The 19,020-nt window shown below is 63.4% G+C and carries 14 protein-coding genes; 10 read left to right on the plus strand and 4 right to left on the minus strand.

The annotated features are described in order from the left end of the window. Window positions 1–10: 10 nt before the first annotated feature. The 3 genes from typA to aptA form a co-directional block, all read right to left on the minus strand. The gene (gene typA, locus FQV27_RS01530) at window positions 11–1,828 is read right to left on the minus strand and encodes a translational GTPase TypA (protein ID WP_147096079.1); all 1,818 of its coding nucleotides are present in this window, start codon (window positions 1,826–1,828) and stop codon (window positions 11–13) included. A 287-nt stretch (window positions 1,829–2,115) separates the two neighbouring features. Continuing rightward, window positions 2,116–2,739: a YitT family protein gene (locus FQV27_RS01535; RefSeq protein ID WP_147096081.1), complete on the minus strand. Its 624-nt coding sequence runs from the start codon at window positions 2,737–2,739 to the stop codon at window positions 2,116–2,118. 118 nt (window positions 2,740–2,857) lie between these two features. After that, window positions 2,858–4,183 (minus strand): omega-aminotransferase AptA, encoded by a 1,326-nt coding sequence (aptA, locus tag FQV27_RS01540; protein WP_147096083.1) that lies wholly within the window; start codon window positions 4,181–4,183, stop codon window positions 2,858–2,860. 191 nt (window positions 4,184–4,374) lie between these two features. On the opposite strand from aptA, the gene FQV27_RS01545 reads away from it, so the two are divergent. The 8 genes from FQV27_RS01545 to FQV27_RS01580 all read left to right on the plus strand — a co-directional run bounded on the left by FQV27_RS01545 (window position 4,375) and on the right by FQV27_RS01580 (window position 14,237). Next, the gene (locus FQV27_RS01545; protein WP_147096085.1) at window positions 4,375–6,291 is read left to right on the plus strand and encodes a potassium transporter Kup; all 1,917 of its coding nucleotides are present in this window, start codon (window positions 4,375–4,377) and stop codon (window positions 6,289–6,291) included. Window positions 6,292–6,382: 91 nt separating this feature from the next. Then, entirely contained in the window at window positions 6,383–6,946 is a 564-nt protein-coding gene (frr, locus tag FQV27_RS01550; RefSeq protein ID WP_147096086.1) for a ribosome recycling factor, read from the plus strand. Between the two features lies 1 nt (window position 6,947). Beyond that, a complete protein-coding gene (uppS, locus tag FQV27_RS01555; protein WP_147096088.1) occupies window positions 6,948–7,673 on the plus strand; it encodes a polyprenyl diphosphate synthase in 726 nt (241 codons plus the stop codon). A gap of 6 nt (window positions 7,674–7,679) precedes the next feature. After that, window positions 7,680–8,498, plus strand: a complete 819-nt coding sequence (locus tag FQV27_RS01560; RefSeq protein WP_147096090.1) for a phosphatidate cytidylyltransferase — start codon at window positions 7,680–7,682, stop codon at window positions 8,496–8,498. Further along, window positions 8,498–9,679, plus strand: coding sequence for a 1-deoxy-D-xylulose-5-phosphate reductoisomerase (gene dxr / locus FQV27_RS01565; protein ID WP_147096092.1), 1,182 nt, complete (start codon window positions 8,498–8,500; stop codon window positions 9,677–9,679). The genes FQV27_RS01560 and dxr overlap by 1 nt, the downstream gene beginning before the upstream one ends. Beyond that, window positions 9,680–10,999: an RIP metalloprotease RseP gene (rseP, locus tag FQV27_RS01570; RefSeq protein WP_147096094.1), complete on the plus strand. Its 1,320-nt coding sequence runs from the start codon at window positions 9,680–9,682 to the stop codon at window positions 10,997–10,999. Window positions 11,000–11,100: 101 nt separating this feature from the next. Next, window positions 11,101–13,431 (plus strand): outer membrane protein assembly factor BamA, encoded by a 2,331-nt coding sequence (gene bamA / locus FQV27_RS01575; RefSeq protein ID WP_147096096.1) that lies wholly within the window; start codon window positions 11,101–11,103, stop codon window positions 13,429–13,431. After that, window positions 13,431–14,237 carry an OmpH/Skp family outer membrane protein gene (locus FQV27_RS01580; protein ID WP_147096098.1) on the plus strand — a complete coding sequence of 269 codons (807 nt, stop codon included), beginning with the start codon at window positions 13,431–13,433 and terminating at the stop codon, window positions 14,235–14,237. Before bamA ends, FQV27_RS01580 begins: the two co-directional genes overlap by 1 nt. 4 nt (window positions 14,238–14,241) lie before the next feature. Here FQV27_RS01580 and FQV27_RS01585 read toward each other — a convergent pair whose 3' ends face one another. Further along, window positions 14,242–15,177: a nucleoside hydrolase gene (locus tag FQV27_RS01585; RefSeq protein WP_147096100.1), complete on the minus strand. Its 936-nt coding sequence runs from the start codon at window positions 15,175–15,177 to the stop codon at window positions 14,242–14,244. Window positions 15,178–15,448: 271 nt separating this feature from the next. Here FQV27_RS01585 and FQV27_RS01590 point away from each other — a divergent pair, with 271 nt between their 5' ends. Together FQV27_RS01590 and FQV27_RS01595 are read left to right on the plus strand one after the other, a co-directional pair. Continuing rightward, complete coding sequence (locus FQV27_RS01590) at window positions 15,449–17,272, plus strand: ABC-F family ATP-binding cassette domain-containing protein (protein WP_147096101.1); 1,824 nt, start codon at window positions 15,449–15,451, stop codon at window positions 17,270–17,272. After that, a complete protein-coding gene (locus FQV27_RS01595) occupies window positions 17,223–19,016 on the plus strand; it encodes a methyltransferase domain-containing protein (RefSeq protein ID WP_186827182.1) in 1,794 nt (597 codons plus the stop codon). Before FQV27_RS01590 ends, FQV27_RS01595 begins: the two co-directional genes overlap by 50 nt. Window positions 19,017–19,020 lie beyond the last annotated feature (4 nt).

The raw sequence follows: 19,020 nt of genomic DNA on the forward strand, positions 1-19,020 counted from the left end.
CTTGTGATGCTTATTCGGCGCGGGCCGCCCGTTTGCGCTCATGCGGGTCCAGATGGCGCTTGCGCAGGCGGATGTTCTTGGGCGTGACCTCGACCAGTTCGTCATCGTCGATATAGGCGATGGCTTCTTCCAGCGACATGCGCACGGGCGGGGTCAGACGCACGGCCTCGTCGGTGCCCGAGGCCCGCACGTTGGTCAGCTTCTTGCCCTTCAGCGGGTTAACCTCAAGATCGTTGTCGCGGCTGTGCTCGCCGATGACCATTCCGGTATAGACCTGTTCCTGCGCGCCGATGAAAAGCTTGCCGCGTTCTTCCAGGTTCCACAGCGCGTAGGCGACCGACACGCCGTTTTCCATCGAGATCAGGACACCCTGGCGCCGCCCCTGAATGGCGCCTTTATAGGGCGTCCAGCCGTGGAAAATACGGTTCAGCACGCCGTTGCCGCGGGTATCGGTCATGAATTCGCCGTGATAGCCGATCAGCCCGCGCGAGGGCACATGGGCCACGATCCGGGTCTTTCCGTGACCGGCGGGGCGCATATCGACCATCTCGCCCTTGCGGTCGCCGGTCAGCTTTTCGATCACAGCGCCGGTATAGTCGTCATCGACGTCGATAATGACTTCCTCGACCGGTTCGATCCGCTGGCCGTCTTCTTCGCCGAAAATGACGCGCGGGCGGCTGATCGACAGCTCGAACCCTTCGCGGCGCATGTTTTCAATCAGCACGCCCATCTGCAATTCGCCGCGTCCCGAAACGATGAACGCCTCGCCGCCGGGGGTGTCCTCGACCTTGATCGCGACGTTGGATTCGGCTTCTTTCATCAACCGCTCGCGGATGACGCGCGACTGCACTTTCTTGCCGTCCTGACCGGCCAGCGGCGAATCGTTGATGCCGAAAGTTACGCTGATCGTCGGCGGGTCGATGGGCTGTGCGGGGATCGCTTCCTCGACCTCGGGGGCGCAGATCGTGTCGGCAACGGTGCCTTTCGCCATGCCGGCAAGGCTGACGATATCGCCGGCCACGGCCTCATCAATCGGCTGCTGGGTCAGGCCACGGAAGGCCAGCACCTTGGAAATGCGGAACTGTTCCACGCGCTCGTTCTGGCGGTTCAGCACCTTCACCGTATCGCCCGCCTTGGCGCGGCCGCTTTCCACGCGACCGGTCAGGATGCGGCCAAGGAACGGGTCTGCGCCGAGCGTGGTGGCGAGCATGCGGAACGGCTCATCTGCCTTTGCGACCTGCTTCGGCGGCTCGACATGCTTCAGCACAAGATCGAACAGGGCCGACATATCCTTGCGCTCGTCGTCCAGATCGGCAACCGCCCAGCCCCCGATGCCCGAGGCGTAGAGATGCGGGAAATCAAGCTGTTCGTCATTCGCGCCGAGATTGGCGAACAGATCGAACACCTCGTTCAGCGCGTGTTCGGGTTCGGCGGCTGGCTTGTCGACCTTGTTAAGAACGACGATGGGCTTCAGCCCAAGCGCCAGCGCCTTCGAGGTCACGAACTTCGTCTGCGGCATCGGGCCTTCGGCGGCATCGACAAGCAGGCAGACGCCATCGACCATGCTGAGGATACGTTCCACTTCGCCGCCGAAATCGGCGTGACCGGGCGTGTCCACGATGTTGATCCGCGTGCCCTTCCATTCGACCGAGGTCGCTTTGGCAAGAATGGTGATGCCGCGCTCGCGCTCGATATCGTTGCTGTCCATGGCGCGCTCTGCCACGGCCTGGTTCTCGCGGAACGAGCCGGACTGCTTCAGAAGCTGGTCGACGAGCGTTGTCTTGCCGTGGTCGACGTGGGCGATGATGGCGATATTGCGGATATCCATGGACGCGGCCTGTATGAAAAAGTTGCGCCCCCGTAACGCAGGGGCGGCTGAAAGGCCAGCGGGAATGTCCCTGCGGCGACGGAATGGCGCAACGGAAAAGGCGCGGAAGGTTTCCCCTCCGCGCCTTGTTCGCAGCCTGAAGTGTCGCTTAGCGCATGCCGAGCATCGACAGGATGAAAAGCACCACGACGACGAGGCCGACAATATAGATGATCGAATTCATGGGTGTCCCCTTGTTCTGGATTTCATTGGGCAAACTCGTGGCATTCCAAAGAGTTCCAGAATTATCAAACGATATATCTGTCCCGACGGTGATTTATCGCGATGGTCAGGTTCGCCACGACTGCGCCAAGGAACGACCACCCGACCGCTACCGGGTCCAGCAGAAACAGCGCAACGGCGAAAATCGCGGCGTCGACGATCAACTGCACCCAACCGGCGCGAAAGCCCGTCGCGTCCTGGATGTAAAGGCCGACAATCCCGATGCCGCCAAGGCTCGCCCCGTGGCGGAACAGGGCGATCAGTCCCGATCCGGTAAAGGCACCGATCATGATTGCCCCCAGCAGCGGGTTCAGGTCCGAAAAGCTCAGATAGCGCGGCAGAAGTGCCGCCAGAACCGAGGTCAGCGTGACCGCAAACAGGCTTTTCGCGACGAAAGTAGGGCCGAAGCGTTTCCAGCCGACCCAGTAGAAGGGGATGTTGACGACAAAGAAAACCCAGGCCCAGTCCCAGCCGGTCGCATAGGAAATCAGCAGCGCGATCCCCGCCGTCTGCCCGGTGACGAACCCCAGATGCGTCAGCACGACGACAGACAGGGCCGCCATGAAGCTGCCATAGGCAAGGCCCTGTGTGTCATCAATCAGCGTATGATCGGTCCGCGGTGGCGCGGCTGGAGGAGAGATTTCAGGCATCGTTCCGGTATGGCTCTGCGTCGGCGGCGGATCGCGCGGACAGGCAATGGTTTTGCGTCACCCCCGGCCAGTCTGTCGGCATGGGGTGACCGCGCAGGTCATCAATTCAGGCAAGGTTTCAATCGAGTGTCTTCAGCACCTCGGCCAGCTTGCCGACCAGTTCGTCGATCTGTGCCTCGCTGACGATCAGGGGCGGCGACAGCGCGATAATATCGCCGGTGACGCGAATCAGGATGCCGGCGTCATAGGCTTTCAGGAAGGCGTCGAATGCGCGTTTGCCGGGCTGGCCGTCTATGGGCTGAAGCTCTACCGCGCCGACCAGGCCCATGTTGCGGATGTCGATCACATGGGGAAGGCCCTTCAGCGAATGCAGCGCCTCCTCCCATTTGCCCGCAAGTTCCTCGGCGCGGGTCAGCAACCCTTCTTCAATATAGGTGTCCAGCGTCGCAAGGCCTGCCGCGCAGGCAACGGGATTGCCGGAATAGGTATAGCCGTGGAAAAGTTCGATCGCGTGTTCGGGGCCGGTCATGAAAGCGTCGTGGATTTCAGCGGTCGTCAGCACACCGCCCATCGGGATGACGCCATTGGTCAAACCCTTGGCGCAGGTAATCATGTCCGGCAGCACGCCCAGCTTCTGTGCCGCGAAGGGCGCGCCAAGGCGGCCGAACCCGGTGATGACTTCGTCGAAGATCAGCAGGATGCCGTGTTTCGCAGTGATCGCGCGCAGCTTTTCCAGATAGCCCTTCGGTGGCATCAGCACGCCGGTGGAACCGGCCATGGGTTCAACGATCACGGCGGCAATATTTTCCGCACCGTGCAGCGTCACCAGCCGCTCCAATTCATCGGCGAGGTTCGCGCCGTGTTCGGGCATGCCTTTCGTGAAAGCGTTTTCCGGCAGATGCGTGTGGGGCAGGTGATCCACGCCGCCAAGTGCTGTGCCGAAGAAGCGGCGGTTGTTGACGATCCCGCCGACCGAGATGCCGCCAAAGCCTACGCCGTGATATCCACGCTCGCGCCCGATGAAGCGGGTGCGCGTGCCCTCGCCCCGGACGCGGTGATAGGCGAGCGCGATCTTCAGCGCGGTATCGACCGATTCAGAGCCGGAATTGGTAAAGAACATATGCGCCATGTTCTCGGGCGCGATGTCGATGACCCGATTGGCGAGTTCGAACGCGGCGGGATGGCCCATCTGGAAAGCGGGCGCATAGTCCATTTCGGCGGCCTGCCGGGCGATGGCCTCGTTGATCTTGGGCCGGCAATGGCCGGCGTTGCAGCACCAGAGCCCCGCGGTTCCGTCCAGCACCTGCCGCCCGTCGGCTGTGGTATAGTGCATGTCCTTGGCACCAACGAACATGCGCGGGTTCGATTTGAACTGGCGGTTCGACGTGAAAGGCATCCAGAAGGCGGAGAGATCGTTCGGGGCAGGTTTGCGGTCGAGAGCCATGACGGTGATCCTTGCTTGGTCGGGCCAAACGCTAGCACGCGTCCCGCAAGCGTCAAGCAAACTCGGTCGGGCTGCGCGCCCGTGCGCGGTGTTGCGTTCGGGAAGCGCCGCCGAAAATGCCGTTGACGAAGTCTTGATTTTGCGGTGCAGCAAGCGCATATGCCGCGCCAGCATAATTCCCGAGGTTGCCCATGGCCGACCCGATTGATGACAGCGTGATCGAAGATCACGCGCATTCTTCCCAGAAAATCAGCGCAGCGCTTGTCCTCGCCTGCCTTGGGGTGGTGTACGGCGACATCGGCACCTCGCCGCTTTATGCGCTGCGCGAATCGCTGGTGCATGCGCACGAGCAGGGCCTGCCCGAGACGGCGGTGATCGGCATCGTGTCGCTGCTGTTCTGGACGGTCGTGCTGATCGTCACGGTGAAATACGTGATCCTGATTCTGCGCGCAGACAATAATGGCGAGGGCGGCACCCTTTCGCTGGTCGCCAAGGCGCAGGGTGCACTGGATGCGCGGCGCTTCCCGCGCCGCCGCCTGCTTCTGATGCTGCTGGGGATCGTCGGCGTGTCGCTGTTTTTCGGCGACTCGATGATTACGCCCGCGATCTCGGTTCTTTCGGCGGTCGAGGGTCTGACGCTGATCCATCCGAGTTTTCAGCAATATGTGGTGCCTCTGACGCTGCTTATCGTCTTTGCCCTGTTCTGGGTTCAGCGCGGCGGCACTGACCGGATCGCCAAGCTGTTCGGCCCCGTCATGCTGGTCTGGTTCTCGGTCATGGCGATCCTCGGGATAGGGCATATCGCCGATGATGCGCGCATCCTTCACGCGCTCAATCCGTTTCGCGCCGCATGGTTCATCGAACATTACGGCTTTGCGGCGCTACCAGTGCTCGGTTCGGTCTTTCTGGCCGTGACCGGGGCCGAGGCGCTTTACGCGGATATGGGGCATTTCGGCCGGTCGGCCATTCGTATCGCCTGGACGGTGCTGGTCTTTCCAGCGCTCGCACTCAGCTATCTGGGGCAGGGGGCAATGGTTCTGGCGCACCCCGAGACGGTCGCGAACCCGTTCTTTTTGATGGCGCCCGACTGGTTCCGCCTGCCGCTCGTGCTGCTCGCGACGGTTGCGACGGTGATTGCGTCGCAGGCCGTGATTTCAGGCGCGTTTTCGGTGGCGGCGCAGGCCGTGCAGCTTGGTCTGCTGCCCCGGCTGGAGATTCAGCACACCTCTGACACGCAGCGCGGGCAGATCTATATGCCGCGCGTGAACTTCGTCCTGCTGGTCGGCGTTGTGGCCCTGATCCTGACCTTCGGATCATCCGAGGGGCTGGCGAATGCCTATGGAATTGCGGTCACGGGCGACATGGTCATCACGTCGATCCTCGCGATTGTCGTGTTCAGATGGGCCTGGGGATGGCGTTGGCCGCTTGTGCTGGGCATCATGCTGCCGGTGCTGGCGGTCGAACTGATCTTCTTCTCGGCCAATATCCTGAAATTCGCGGATGGCGGTTATATTCCGATCGCCTTTGCGGTTGTCGCGATCGCGATGATGCTGGTCTGGACGGACGGGATGCGCAAGCTTCAGGGCCGGATACATTCCGAAAGCGTGCAGACGGACATGCTGGCCCAAAAGCTGGCCGAAAAGCCGCCGACGCGTGTCGAGGGCACGGCCGTGTTCCTGACCGCCGATCCGTCCGTCGTGCCGCCGGCGCTGATCCACAACCTCAAGCATAACCGCGTCCTGCACGAGCGGAACTTCATCGTCCGCGTCGAAAGCGCAAATACCCCGCGCGTCGAGGATGCGGATCGTGTGCGGATCGAGGATGTTGCGCCCGGTTTCTGGAAGGCCTCGCTGCGTTTCGGATATATGGAACAGCCCAACGTGCCGCGCGCCCTGGCCGAGGCAAAGCGCTTCGGGCACAAGTTCGACATCATGTCCACGTCCTATTTCCTCAACCGCAGATCGCTGCGGACCGGCAAGGGCGTCATGATGCCGCGCTGGCAGGGGCGGATATTCGCCGGTCTTTACCGGTCGTCTGCGGAACCGACGGATTTCTACCGCCTGCCGTCGAACCGCGTGGTGGAACTGGGTCAGCAGATGAACGTTTGATCTCACGCCTCTGTCAGGCCAGCGATAGGGCTTTGCCATAAGGCGTCCTACGCGTTAGAACGGCGCGAAAGAACGCATGAGAGGGACGTGCATGTCCGACGAGATCGAGATTGATACCGACGACCTGGAACGGCGGATGAACGGCGCCATGGATTCGCTGCGCCATGAATTCGGCAGCCTGCGGACCGGGCGCGCCTCTGCCGCGATGGTGGAGCCGGTGATGGTCGATGCCTATGGCTCACCCACCCCGATCAACCAGGTGGGAACGGTCAACGTGCCAGAGCCGCGCATGGTCACGATCAACGTCTGGGACAAGGCGCTTGTCGGCAAGGTGGAAAAGGCGATCCGCGAATCGGGTCTGGGCATCAATCCGCAGCTGAACGGGACCATCATCATGCTGCCGATCCCCGAACTGAACGAGGAGCGCCGCCGCGAACTGACCAAGGTCGCCGCCCAATATGCCGAAAACGCGCGTGTCGCGATCCGCAACGTCCGCCGCGACGGCATGGATCAGGTCAAGAAGGCGAAGGGCTCGGGCATGTCCGAGGATGACCAGAAGTTCTGGGAAGACGAAGTCCAGTCCCTGACCAACCGGATGATCGGCAAGGTTGACGAAGCGCTTGAGGCCAAGCAGGCCGAAATCATGCAGGTCTGACATGGCGCTGACAGCGGCCCCGAAGGCGGGCGATACCTCACCCCCCCGCCATGTCGCGATCATCATGGATGGAAATGGCCGTTGGGCGCAGAAGCGCGGGTGGCCACGTCTGGTCGGGCATCGCCGGGGCGCTGAACGCGTGAAACAGATCGTGCGCGCCTGTCCGGATCTGGGTGTGAACTGGCTGACAGTCTATGCCTTCTCGACCGAGAACTGGAAGCGTTCGACCGAAGAAGTGCTCGGCCTGATGAAGATTTTCCGCCGCTATATTCAGCGCGAGGCCGACGGGCTGGCAGCGGAGGGCGTGCGGATGCGCTTTATCGGCGGGCGAGAGCGGCTGGACCCGAAGCTGCGGGCGCTGATGGCCGGGATCGAGGCCCGCACCGCCAGCAATACCCGCCTGAACCTGACGGTCGCGATCAATTATGGTGGTCGCGACGAATTGCTGCGCGCCACGACGCGGCTGGCAGAAAAGATCGCCGCCGGTCAGATTTCCGACCCGACCGAGGCCGATCTGGCGGCCTGTCTGGATACTGCAGGATCGCCCGATCCCGACTTGGTGATCCGGACATCCGGCGAGACGCGGACTTCGAACTTCCTGCCCTGGCAGGCGGCATATGCGGAATACGAGTTTACGGACACGCTCTGGCCCGATTTCACGCCAGAGCGTCTGGCCGAAATCCTTGACAGTTTCGGCCTGCGCGACCGGCGCTTCGGCGGCGTCTGAGCGCGCATGGCAGAGCCGGGCAAGTGGTCTGACCTGACGCGACGGGTGGTTTCGGCGGTCATTCTGATCGCCATCGGGGCTGCGCTCGCGGTGTCCAGCGGCATCGCCTTGTGGTCGGGGGTCGCGCTGTTCATGGCGCTGACCTTCTGGGAACTGGCACGGATGACGGGCTGGAAAGGCCGCCCGCATGTCCAAACGCCGTTCGGGCGCAGCCGTCCCATCGCGCTTGCCCTCATCGCTGGCTTTTCGCTTTTCGCGGCACTCGGGATGCCGCAATTCGCGATACCGGTCCTGCTGATCCCGATTGCTGCGGGCCTGCCGGGCGCGGTGCCGAAAGATCGTGTGACCTATGCCATTTTCGGCCTGGCCATTATGGCGGTCGGATATGAATTGGTCCATCTGCGGCAGGAATACGGTCTGCCGTTCATTCTGTGGTTGATGGGTGTCGTCTTTCTATCTGATATTCTTGGCTATTTCGCAGGACGAATGATTGGCGGTCCGAAATTCTGGCCGGCTGTCAGCCCCAAGAAAACCTGGTCCGGGACGGTTGCAGGCTGGATCGGGGCATTCTTCTTCGGCGTGCTGCTGTGGCTGACCGGCGCAGCCGAGGCGCCGGTGATCCTGCTATCGCCGATTGTCGCCTTTGCGGGCCAGCTGGGCGACATTGCGGAAAGCTGGCTGAAACGTCGGGCCGGGGTCAAGGACAGCTCAAACCTGATCCCGGGACATGGCGGCTTCATGGACCGGTTCGACGCTGTGTCTGGTGCGGTTCTTGCCGTCATGCTGCTGAGCTGGCTGCTGAGATTGCCGCAGGTCGGTCTGTAATGCGTTCTGTCTCTATTCTTGGTGCGACCGGCTCGATCGGGGAAAGCGCCTATGACCTTCTGAAGCGCTCGAGGGGTGCGGATCGCTGGCGGGTTGTGGCGCTGACCGGGGGCGCGAATATCCGCCGCCTCGCCGAAATGGCCCGCAGCTTGCGCGCCGAAATTGCCGTCACCGCTTATCCTGATCGGCTGGCGGAGCTTCGTGACGCGCTTGCCGGCACCGGGATCGAGAGCGCGGCCGGTCCCGCCGCGATTGTCGAAGCTGCGGACCGCCCGGCCGATTGGACACTGTCCGCGATTGTCGGTGCAGCTGGCCTGCCTCCGGGGTTGCGCGTGCTGGAGCGTGGCGGCACGCTGGCGCTTGCCAATAAGGAAACGCTGGTTGCCGCAGGCCGTCTGATTATGGGTACTGCCGCCCGGTCAGGTGCGCGCATCCTGCCAGTCGATTCAGAACATTCCGCCATTTTTCAGGCGCTTGGGTCGGAAAACCTCGAAACCGTGGAAAGCGTAACCATCACTGCATCCGGTGGCGCATTCCGCGACTGGCCGATGGAACGGCTTGCGACGGCAACCGTTGCCGAGGCCTCGACCCATCCGAACTGGGATATGGGGCAGCGCATTACCATAGACAGCGCATCCATGTTCAATAAGGCGCTGGAAATTATTGAAACGCGTGAATTTTTCGGGATTGATCCGACGAAAATCAAGGTTCTGGTTCACCCTGAATCGATCATTCATGCCATGGTCAGCCATATCGACGGCGGCAGCCTGGCGCATCTTGGCGCGCCCGATATGCGCCATGCCATCGGCTATGCACTGCACTGGCCCGCACGCGCCGATCTTCCGGTCGCCCGTCTGGATCTGGCAGCGCTTGGCGGTCTGACCTTCCGCGCGCCGGACGAAATCCGTTGGCCTGCCCTGCGCCTTGCGCGCGAGGCGATGGACGCAGGCGGGGCGGCAGGGGCAGTTCTGAATGCCGCGAAAGAACAGGCGCTGGATGATTTCATAGCCGGCCGCCTGCGCTTTCCCGAAATGTCTCAGGCGGTCGAAGCCACGCTGGAAAGCTTGAACGGGCGCGACGGTTTCACCAAATCTCCTTCCGACCTGGCGACGGTGCTGGACTGGGATAAAGAAGCCCGGCAGTTCGCGGCGCGGTGGGCGACAGGAAGCAAGGGGCGATAGATGGGTTTCATGGCAGGCCTGGGCGGCGGCATCTGGACGCTGGCTGCGTTTCTTGTTGCTCTTTCGATCATCGTGGCCGTTCATGAATACGGGCATTATATCGTCGCACGTTGGTCGGGAATCCGCGCCGAAGTCTTTTCGATCGGGTTTGGGCCGCGCCTGATCTCTCGGCGCGACAAGCGCGGAACGCGCTGGCAGATCGCGGCAATACCACTTGGCGGATATGTGCTGTTTCTGGGCGATTCCGACCCGGCGAGCGCCGGCCCCTCGAAGCAGGTTCCGGCGGATCAGCGCCGCCATACGATTGACGGCGCGCCGCTTTGGGCGCGCGCGGCGACGCTTGCGGCGGGACCGTTCTTCAATTTCATCCTCTCGACACTGATCTTTGCCGCATTCGTACTGATCCGTGGCGTCGCGGTCGAAACCCCGACGGTGGGCGAGCTGTCGGCAACACCGCCCGGTATGGTGATGGAGTTGCAGCCGGGCGACAGGATCGTCGGTCTGGGCGGGAAGCCCGTCACGGAATGGGCCGACATCTACGACACCGCCCGTGATCTGCCACGCGCTGACAGCTATGACTGGCGGATCGAGCGCGATGGGCGAGAGATGACGGTGCAGGGCCCGGACCCGCTGCCGCCGGTCATTGGCGGTGTCGCGCCCGGCAGTGCTGCTGCCGCAGCCGGTTTGCTGCCGGGTGATGTCATCTGGCGCATCGACGGCGACCGGGTGCTGCGCTTCGAGGATATTCGCGCGAAGGTCGAAGCGGTGCAGGGTGCGCCGCTGAATCTGGGCGTGATGCGCGACGGGCAGGAAATCGACATTTCGCTGTCCCCCAAGGAACAGGACATCCCGGCTGCGAATGGCGGCTTCGAAAAGCGCTGGCTGATCGGTGTCACTGCCGGAAGCTGGTTCGCCCCGGCCACGCAGTCTGTCGGGCCGCTGAGCGCCCTTGCGATGGGTGTCACCCAGGTGTGGGAGATCATCGCATCCAGCCTGACCGGGCTTTGGGCGATGATCACCGGCCAGATCGGGTCATGTAATCTTGGCGGCGCAATCTCGATTGCGGAAAGCACCGGACAGGCGGCGAATGCGGGGCTTGGAAACTTTGTCTGGTGGATCGCGATCCTGTCGGTCGCGATCGGGTTTCTGAACCTGCTTCCGATACCTGTGCTGGATGGCGGGCATCTCGCGTTTTGCGCGTGGGAGGCTGTGACAGGGCGCGCGCCCTCGGATCGTGTGCGCGGGGCGCTGACTTCGGTCGGGCTTGCACTTGTCGTCGGACTGATGATTTTCGGTCTCAGCAACGACTTGCGTTGCTAAAAAGGTAAATCGGGTTTTGACACCGCCCCCCGTCAGATTGTAGTTTCCAAGGCAAAATCGGCGCGAACACGCGCCACCGCCGAAACAAAGGGGCAGGCAGGATGAAACTGAAACGCAGCACATGCGCCGTGGCGCTGATCGCCGGTCTTGCCGGGGCAATCCCGGCGCTGACCGTTCCCGCCCCGGCTTGGGCATATGTCTTTACGCAGGTCAGGATCGAAGGGAACGAGCGGATCGAGCCTGAAACGATCCTGTCTTTCGCGAATATCATGCGCGGCACAGAGGTTTCGGCAGGCGAGGTGAATGACGCCCTGCAGCGCATCCAGAATTCCGGCCTGTTCGAAACGGTCTCGGTCACGCCGCAGGGCAATACGCTGGTCATCCGCGTCAAGGAATGGCCGACCATCAATCAGGTCAGCTTCGAAGGCAATAATCGCATCAAGGACGAACAGCTTGATGAAATCGCGCAGTCCGAGCCGCGTCGCGTCTATTCGCCCGCTCAGGCGGAACGCGATGCCTCGAACATGGCGCAGGCCTATTCCTCTCAGGGCCGTCTGGCGGCGCGGGTCACGCCGCGCATCATTCCGCGCGCCGGCAACCGCGTCGATCTGGTCTTCGAAATCCGCGAAGGCGACGTCACCGAAATCGAGCGCATCGGCTTCACCGGCAACCGCGCCTTTTCCGACCGGCGGCTGCGCAACGTGCTGGAAACCAAGCAGGCGGGCATCCTGCGCCGCTTCATCCAGTCCGATACATACAGCCCCGAACGACTGGCACTTGACGAGAACCTGCTGACCGAGTTCTACCGCTCGCAGGGCTTCGCCGATTTCAAGGTGCAGGGCGTGGCGCCAGAACTGGCGCGCGAACGCGACGCTTATTTCGTCACTTACGCAATCGAGGAAGGCCCGCGCTATCGCTTCGGGCGCATCGACACGGTGTCAGAGATTCCGGGCGTTGATGCCGCGCCGTTCCAGGCGCAGAACCGCGTTCGCAGCGGCAGCTATTACACGCCGGAAATGATCGACGTGACCATTCGCAGGATGGAGACGATCGCGCTGGAGCAGGGGCTCGATTTCGTCAGCATCGAGCCGCGCGTTACCCGCAACCCACGCAACCAGACGCTGGATCTGACCTTTGCCCTGACCCGTGGCGCGCGCGTCTTTGTCGAGCGCATCGACATCGAAGGGAACACGACCACGCTGGACGAGGTGATCCGCCGTCAGTTCCAGACCGTCGAAGGCGATCCCTTCAACCCGCGTGAGATCCGCAACTCTGCCGAGCGCATTCGGGCCCTTGGCTATTTCGCCGACGCGCAGGTTGAAACGCGCCAAGGCTCCAGCCCTGAACAGGTTATTGTCGATGTGAACGTCGAGGAGCAGCCGACCGGCTCGCTGGAATTCGGCGCAAGCTACGGCGCCAGCTCCGGCGTCGGTCTGAATATCGGCCTGAGCCAGCGCAACTTCCTTGGCAGGGGTCAGGAACTTGCGGCCAGCATATCGACGACGAAAGGCTCTCGCTCTGGTTCGTTCACCTTTGCCGAGCCGTTCTTTCTGGGCCGCGACCTTCGCTTCAGCTTCTCGGGCTGGTATCGCGAAACCGATCAGGACAACGCCAAGTACAACACCCGCTCGGCTGGCCTGCAGACCGGGGTGGAATTCCCGATCTCGAAATCCTCGCGGCTGGATCTGCATTACAAGCTGTCGAAGGACACGCTGTTCGACGTTGACCCGATCACCTATGACGAGGAGGACGGCGAATATGATGGCTCGTCCCCGATCCTCGTGCGCGAAGAGGGCAGCGAGTGGACATCTGCTGTCGGCTATCGCTACAGCTATGACAGCCGCCGCGTCGGGCTGAACCCGCGCACGGCAACGAAGCTCAGCTTCACGCAGGATTTCGCGGGCCTTGGCGGCGACGTGAAATCCGTGACATCGCTGCTTTCCGCAGGTGTCGAATCGACTGCGTGGCGACCGAACATCACGCTGCGGGGCGAATTCGAGGCCGGCGCGATCCATATGCTCGACGATCAGTCCAGCCGGGTGATCGACCGCTTCAACGGTCAGCGCGTCCGCGGGTTCGAGACGAACGGCATTGGCCCGCGCGATCTTGAGGCGCCGAACGAAGACGCACTTGGCGGCAACTATTTCTGGGTCGCCCGCGCCGAGGCGCAGTTCCCGGTCGGTCTGCCCGAGGAATATGGCGTCAGCGGCGGTATCTTCGCCGATGTCGGGTCCATCTGGGGGCTTCAGGATACGGCGGGCGCGAATGGCGTCGAAGTGGACGATTCCATGAATGTCCGTGCCGCAGTGGGCCTGTCCATCTTCTGGACAACGCCCATCGGGCCACTTCGGATGAACTTTGCCAAAGCCGTCGCCAAAGAGGATTACGACGAGACGCAGGCTTTCGATCTGACGCTTTCGACCAAGTTCTGATGCAGCGCGCGTCCCGCTTCCGCCCGGCACTGGCGCTGGTTGCCTGGGCCTGTCTTGCGGCGGGGGCGTTTGCGCAAGACACCGTAGCGGACGGCGCGCAACCGGCGGAGCAGGATCAGCCAACCCCTGCGCCGCCGGAAAATCAGGCATCAGAAACCACGGGGCCCACGACCGATCAGGCGCTGCCGTCGGGCGTTCTGGTGCTGGACGTGGACCACGCCTATGACATTTCGGCCTGGGGCCAGCGTGCGCAGGACGATCTGCAGGCCGCCGCGAGAGAGATCGAGGCTGAGAACAAGCGCCTTGAAAGCCAGCTTACCGCCGAAGAACAGGCGCTGACGGCCGAGCGCGGCACATTGGCACCGGACGCCTTTCGCAAAAAGGCCGAGGCGTTCGACGCCCGGGCCCAGCAGATCCGGCGCGACCGTGCCGAAACCGTTCGCGAGCTTTCCGCCCGCGCCGATGCGGACCGGAACGCCTTTCTTCAGGCTGCATTGCCGCTGGTGGCGCAGCTCATGCAGGAAAACCGCGCGGCAGTGGTGCTGTATCGCGGACAGGCGCTGCTCGCGATCAATTCGATAGACATCACCGACCGTCTGGCCGAACGCATGGACGAAACTGTCGGTGCAGGCGGGCCGCTGCCAGAGGAACCGGGATCGGGGACAACCGCGCCCGAAGATGCCGTATCTGGTACAAATGGCGGCAGCGCGGATGCCGGCGAAAGCCCGGTCGCGCCCGCAGATGATGCATCCGCCGGTGATGACGGGGATCGCGCCACGGACGCGCCGCAAGCCCCGGCACAGTAACTGCTCAGGGCAGGGTGGCGATACGCTCGCTCAGCAAGGCGAAGAAGCCGTCACGGTCGACATCGCCGATGAACAATGCATTCGCCGGACGCCCCGTCACGCCCCACCAGTCGGCGACCGTCATGCCGGTCGTATAGCGGCCCTCGGTTTCGATCTCGACATTGATGCGGCGGCCCGAAAACAGGTCGGGCCGGATCAGCCAGGCGACCGTACAGGGATCATGCAGCGGCGCGCCGGCAGAGCCGTATTTTTCGCGGTCATAGCGCTCGAAGAAATCGGTCCAGCTTGCCACGGCGTCGCCCGCTTTCGTGCCGAGCGCACGCATCCCTGCCACCCAATCCGCGGAGGTCAGCGCCTTGTGCGTCACGTCAAGCGGCATCACCACCAGATCGACGCCTGCGGCAAATACCTGCGCCGCCGCTTCTGGATCGACGTAGATATTGAACTCTGCGGCGGGGGTGACATTGCCGACTTCGAAATAGGCCCCGCCCATCAGGACGATCTGCTGAACGCGCGGGACGATATCGGGGGCGCGCGCGAATGCGGCCGCGATATTGGTCAGCGGGCCGATGGGGACGAGCGTCACGGTTCCGGGCGGTTCGCGGCGCAGCGTTTCGATGATGAAGCCGACGCCGTCCTCGCTGCTGAGCGGGTGGACCGGCTCGCCCAGTTCGATCCCATCGAGCCCCGTCTTGCCATGCACATATTCGGCGGTGACAAGCTTGCGCGACAGCGGCGCGGCGCTTCCGGCATGGACCGGCACATCGCGACCCGATAGCCCCGCGATAAGACGCGCATTGCGGGTCGTCAGGTCGAGCGGAACATTTCCCGCGACCGTGGTCAGGCCCAGCACCTCAAGCTCGGGCGAGGCAAGTGCCAGCAGAATGGCAACGGCGTCGTCCTGTCCGGGATCGGTATCGATGATAATCTTGCGCGTCATGTAACCCTCTTTTCTCTGGATGAAGAACAACCGAATTCGCCCGACCGCGCAAGCGGCCGGGCGTTTCGAGAGCCTGCAAGAGGGGACAAGGCAGGCGACACCGCACGGCACCGGCGATCCGGATGAGGCGGGTTCGCCGCGCCGCGAAATGCTGGCAGGAATGTCGCCACCGGACTGACGAAGATCAATCGCCTGACGCTCAATTCAGGTAAACAGCCCGCGATCAGGGCGCGAGATTGACGGCGGCGGGGCGCGGCGGTAACTGGCCCGCATGGCACGCGCACCGATCCTTCAACTGACCGACATCTCGCTGACCTTCGGCGGCAATCCTGTATTCGATGGTCTGAACATGACCATTCAGCCGGGCGACCGGGTTGCGCTTGTCGGGCGCAACGGGTCCGGCAAATCGACGCTGATGAAAGTCATGGCTGGCCTTGTCGAGCCGGACCGGGGCGAGATCGTGACGCCCGCCGGCATCAGCGTCGGCTATATGGAGCAGGACCCGGACCTGTCCGGCTTTGCCACGCTTGGCGAGTTTGCCGCCGCCAGCCTGCCGCCGGGTGAGGCCTATCGGGTGGAAATGGCGGCCGAGGGGCTGAAATTCGATGCCGCGCGTCCCGTCGAAACCGCATCCGGCGGCGAGCGGCGTCGGGCGGCGCTTGCGCGTCTGCTGGCGGAAGCCCCGGATCTGATGTTGCTGGACGAACCAACCAACCATCTGGATATCGAAGCGATTGGCTGGCTGGAAGAACAGCTTTCCCAGACGCGCGCCGCCTTCGTGCTGATCAGTCACGACCGCGCCTTCCTGCGGGCATTGACGCGCGCCACGCTGTGGATCGACCGCGGCGAGGTTCGGCGGCAGGAACGCGGCTTCGAGGCATTTGAGGACTGGCGCGAAACCACGTGGGCAGCCGAGGACGAGGCCCGCCACAAGCTGGATCGCAAGATCAAGGCAGAGGCGCGTTGGGCTGTCGAGGGCATCAGCGCCCGGCGAAAGCGCAATATGGGCCGGGTGCGCGCGCTGCAGGAATTGCGGGCCGAACGCGCTGCCCAGATCCGCCGTCAGGGCGCGGCAGCAATGGCGCTGGATTCCGGGCCGCAATCGGGCAAACGCGTGATCGAGGCGCAGGGCATCAGCAAGTCATTCGGCGACCGCGTGATCCTGAAGCCGTTCGATCTGCGTGTCCTGCGCGGCGACCGGGTCGCCTTCGTCGGGCCGAACGGTGTCGGCAAGACCACGCTTATCAAGATGCTGACGGGACAGATCGCGCCCGATACCGGTGAAGTCACGCTTGGCACGAATCTGGATGTGGCAGTCTTCGATCAGAACCGCAGCGCGATCAATCCCGAACTAAGCCTGTGGGACGCGATGACGACGGATCCCGGCATGGCCGTTTCCGGGCGCGCCGATCAGGTCATGGTGCGCGGAACACCGCGTCACGTTGTCGGCTATCTGAAAGATTTTCTGTTCGACGACGCGCAGATGCGTGCACCCGTCGGAAGCCTGTCGGGTGGCGAGAAGGCGCGGCTTCTGCTGGCGCGGATCATGGCGCGACCGTCGAACCTGTTGGTCTTGGACGAACCGACGAACGACCTGGATGTCGAGACTCTGGACCTCTTGCAGGATATTCTGGGTGATTATGACGGCACCGTCCTGCTGGTCAGTCACGACCGCGACTTTATTGACCGCGTCGCCACCTCGACCGTGGCGATGGAGGGGGATGGGCGCGGAGTCATCTATCCGGGCGGTTGGTCGGATTATCGCGCACAGCGGGTCGAGCCTGCGCGGCAGGATGCGGCGACTGCACGACCGGCTGCGACGGCCGGCGATTCAAAAGCGGACCCTGCCGCGCGCCAGAAGACCGCAAAGCCCGGCCTGAGTTTCACCGAAAAGCATCGGCTGGACGCGCTGCCCGCAATCATCGCGCGGCTGGAAGCAGAGATCGCGAAACTGTCCGAATTCCTGTCCGACGCGGCGATCTATACCGACGCGCCCGCCAAGGCCCAGAAGGCAAGCGATGCCCTGAGCGAGCGGCAGGATGCCCTTGACGCTGCCGAGGAAGAATGGCTTCTACTTGCTGAAAAGGCAGGCTGATTGGCTGAAAGGGACTGAAATAGCGGGACCAGCTGCGAGCGGGCAGACGACTGCCCCGGATCAGGACTATCTGGCGGCACTGGTTGCCCTGATGCCGCTTTCCGCGCGTGAGATTCTGATTTGCGGCGAAGCAGCGCTTGCACAGGACTATCGCGCGCGCAACCCTGCGGCGCGCCTGACGGGGTTCGGGCTGACCGGCAAGGCCGCGACGGACGCGGATGTGCCGGCATTCGACAGGTTTATTGCCGGCGATCCGGCCAAGCTGTCCAAGGCCCGGCTGGCAGCGGACGCGCCGGGTTATGATCTGGCCGTTCTGTCTGGAACGCTTGGCCGCATGGCCGAACCTGCCGCCCTTCTGCGGCGCTTATTCGGGCTGATCCGTCCCGGCGGCTCGCTGGTCGTCGCAAACCGGAATTCCGGCCACTGGCGCGATCTCGCCCGGCTTATCGAGGGGCGCGCGGTCGGGCATGACGGCGTCTCGCATGACGAGCTTGAACAGCTTCTGACGCGTGCCGGCTTCACCATGATGCGCGCGCGGGCGCTGCGCGACAAAGACCGCTCCGAAGGGGCGGATTTCTGGCTGCCGGCGCTGGAAGGGCTGGCCCAGAACGCGGGCCTCGACAGCGCAAAGCAGCGCTCTCGTGCGCGCACCCTGCATTATCTCGCGGTGGCGACAAGGCCGGAAAAGGGCGCCTTGGTCGCGCCACCCCTGCCGGTGCATATGGTAGAACTGGCGCAGAAGATGGATGTGCGCACCCATATCCCGGCGCGCGCGCTTGACGCGGAACCTGCGCTGCACGTCACCACGTCTGCAAAGCGGATAGATCTGCCCGATTTCGGGCCACGCGGCGGTCTGATGGTAGTGCAGCGCCCCCGGATATCCGACCCGGAACGGATCCTGAATGTTGTCGCGGATTGTCAGCGGCGCGGGATCGTTCTGATCATCGAATATGACGATGACCCGTCGCTGGTTGCACGTGTCCTGCCGCGCGAGGATGTGCCAGAGATCTATGCGCGAAACATGGCGCTTGCGCATGCCGTGCAAACCTCGACCGAGGTTCTGGCCCGGCAGTTCGCGCGCGCGAACCCCGAGGTCATGGTCATGCCGAACTGCGCCGAGACGCTGGCACCTGCGCGGACGCACAGCGCCGGCCCGATGCGGGTCCTGTTCGCCGCGCTGAACCGCACCCGCACCGCGGATATGGCGGGCCTTCTTGCGCCGGCCATCGATGCCCTTGGCGACGCGCTTTCGTTCGACGTGATCCATGACCGGCAGTTCTTCGATGCGCTTCCGACCGAGCGAAAGCAATTTCATCCGCTGATGGACTATGCCGACTATCTGGATCTGGTCGGGCAGGCAGATGTCTCGCTGATGCCGCTGGAAGGATTGCCGGAGGAACTTGGCAAATCCGACGTGAAATGGGTCGAGGCCGCAAGCCGCGGGGCCGTCGCCATCGCGTCGCCCGCAGTCTATGGCGAGACGATCCGCCACGGCGAAAACGGATTTCTTGCGCAAACGCCTCAGGACTGGCCGGACCTGCTGATAAGCCTTGCCGCTGATCCTGAACTGCGCAGCCGCATCGCCGCCGCCGCACGGGCCGAGGTCGCGCAGGGGCGGATGATGGCCGATCAGGTCGGCAAGCGGCGCGACTGGTATCTGGAGCTTTTTGCGCGCCGGGCCGAATTGTTCGAAGCGGCGATAGGGCGCAGTCCCGCCCTTGCCGAACGGCTTCGCGCTGGCTGAGCCG

Source organism: Paracoccus aurantiacus, assembly GCF_007993065.1.
Classification (GTDB): Bacteria; Pseudomonadota; Alphaproteobacteria; order Rhodobacterales; family Rhodobacteraceae; genus Paracoccus; species Paracoccus aurantiacus.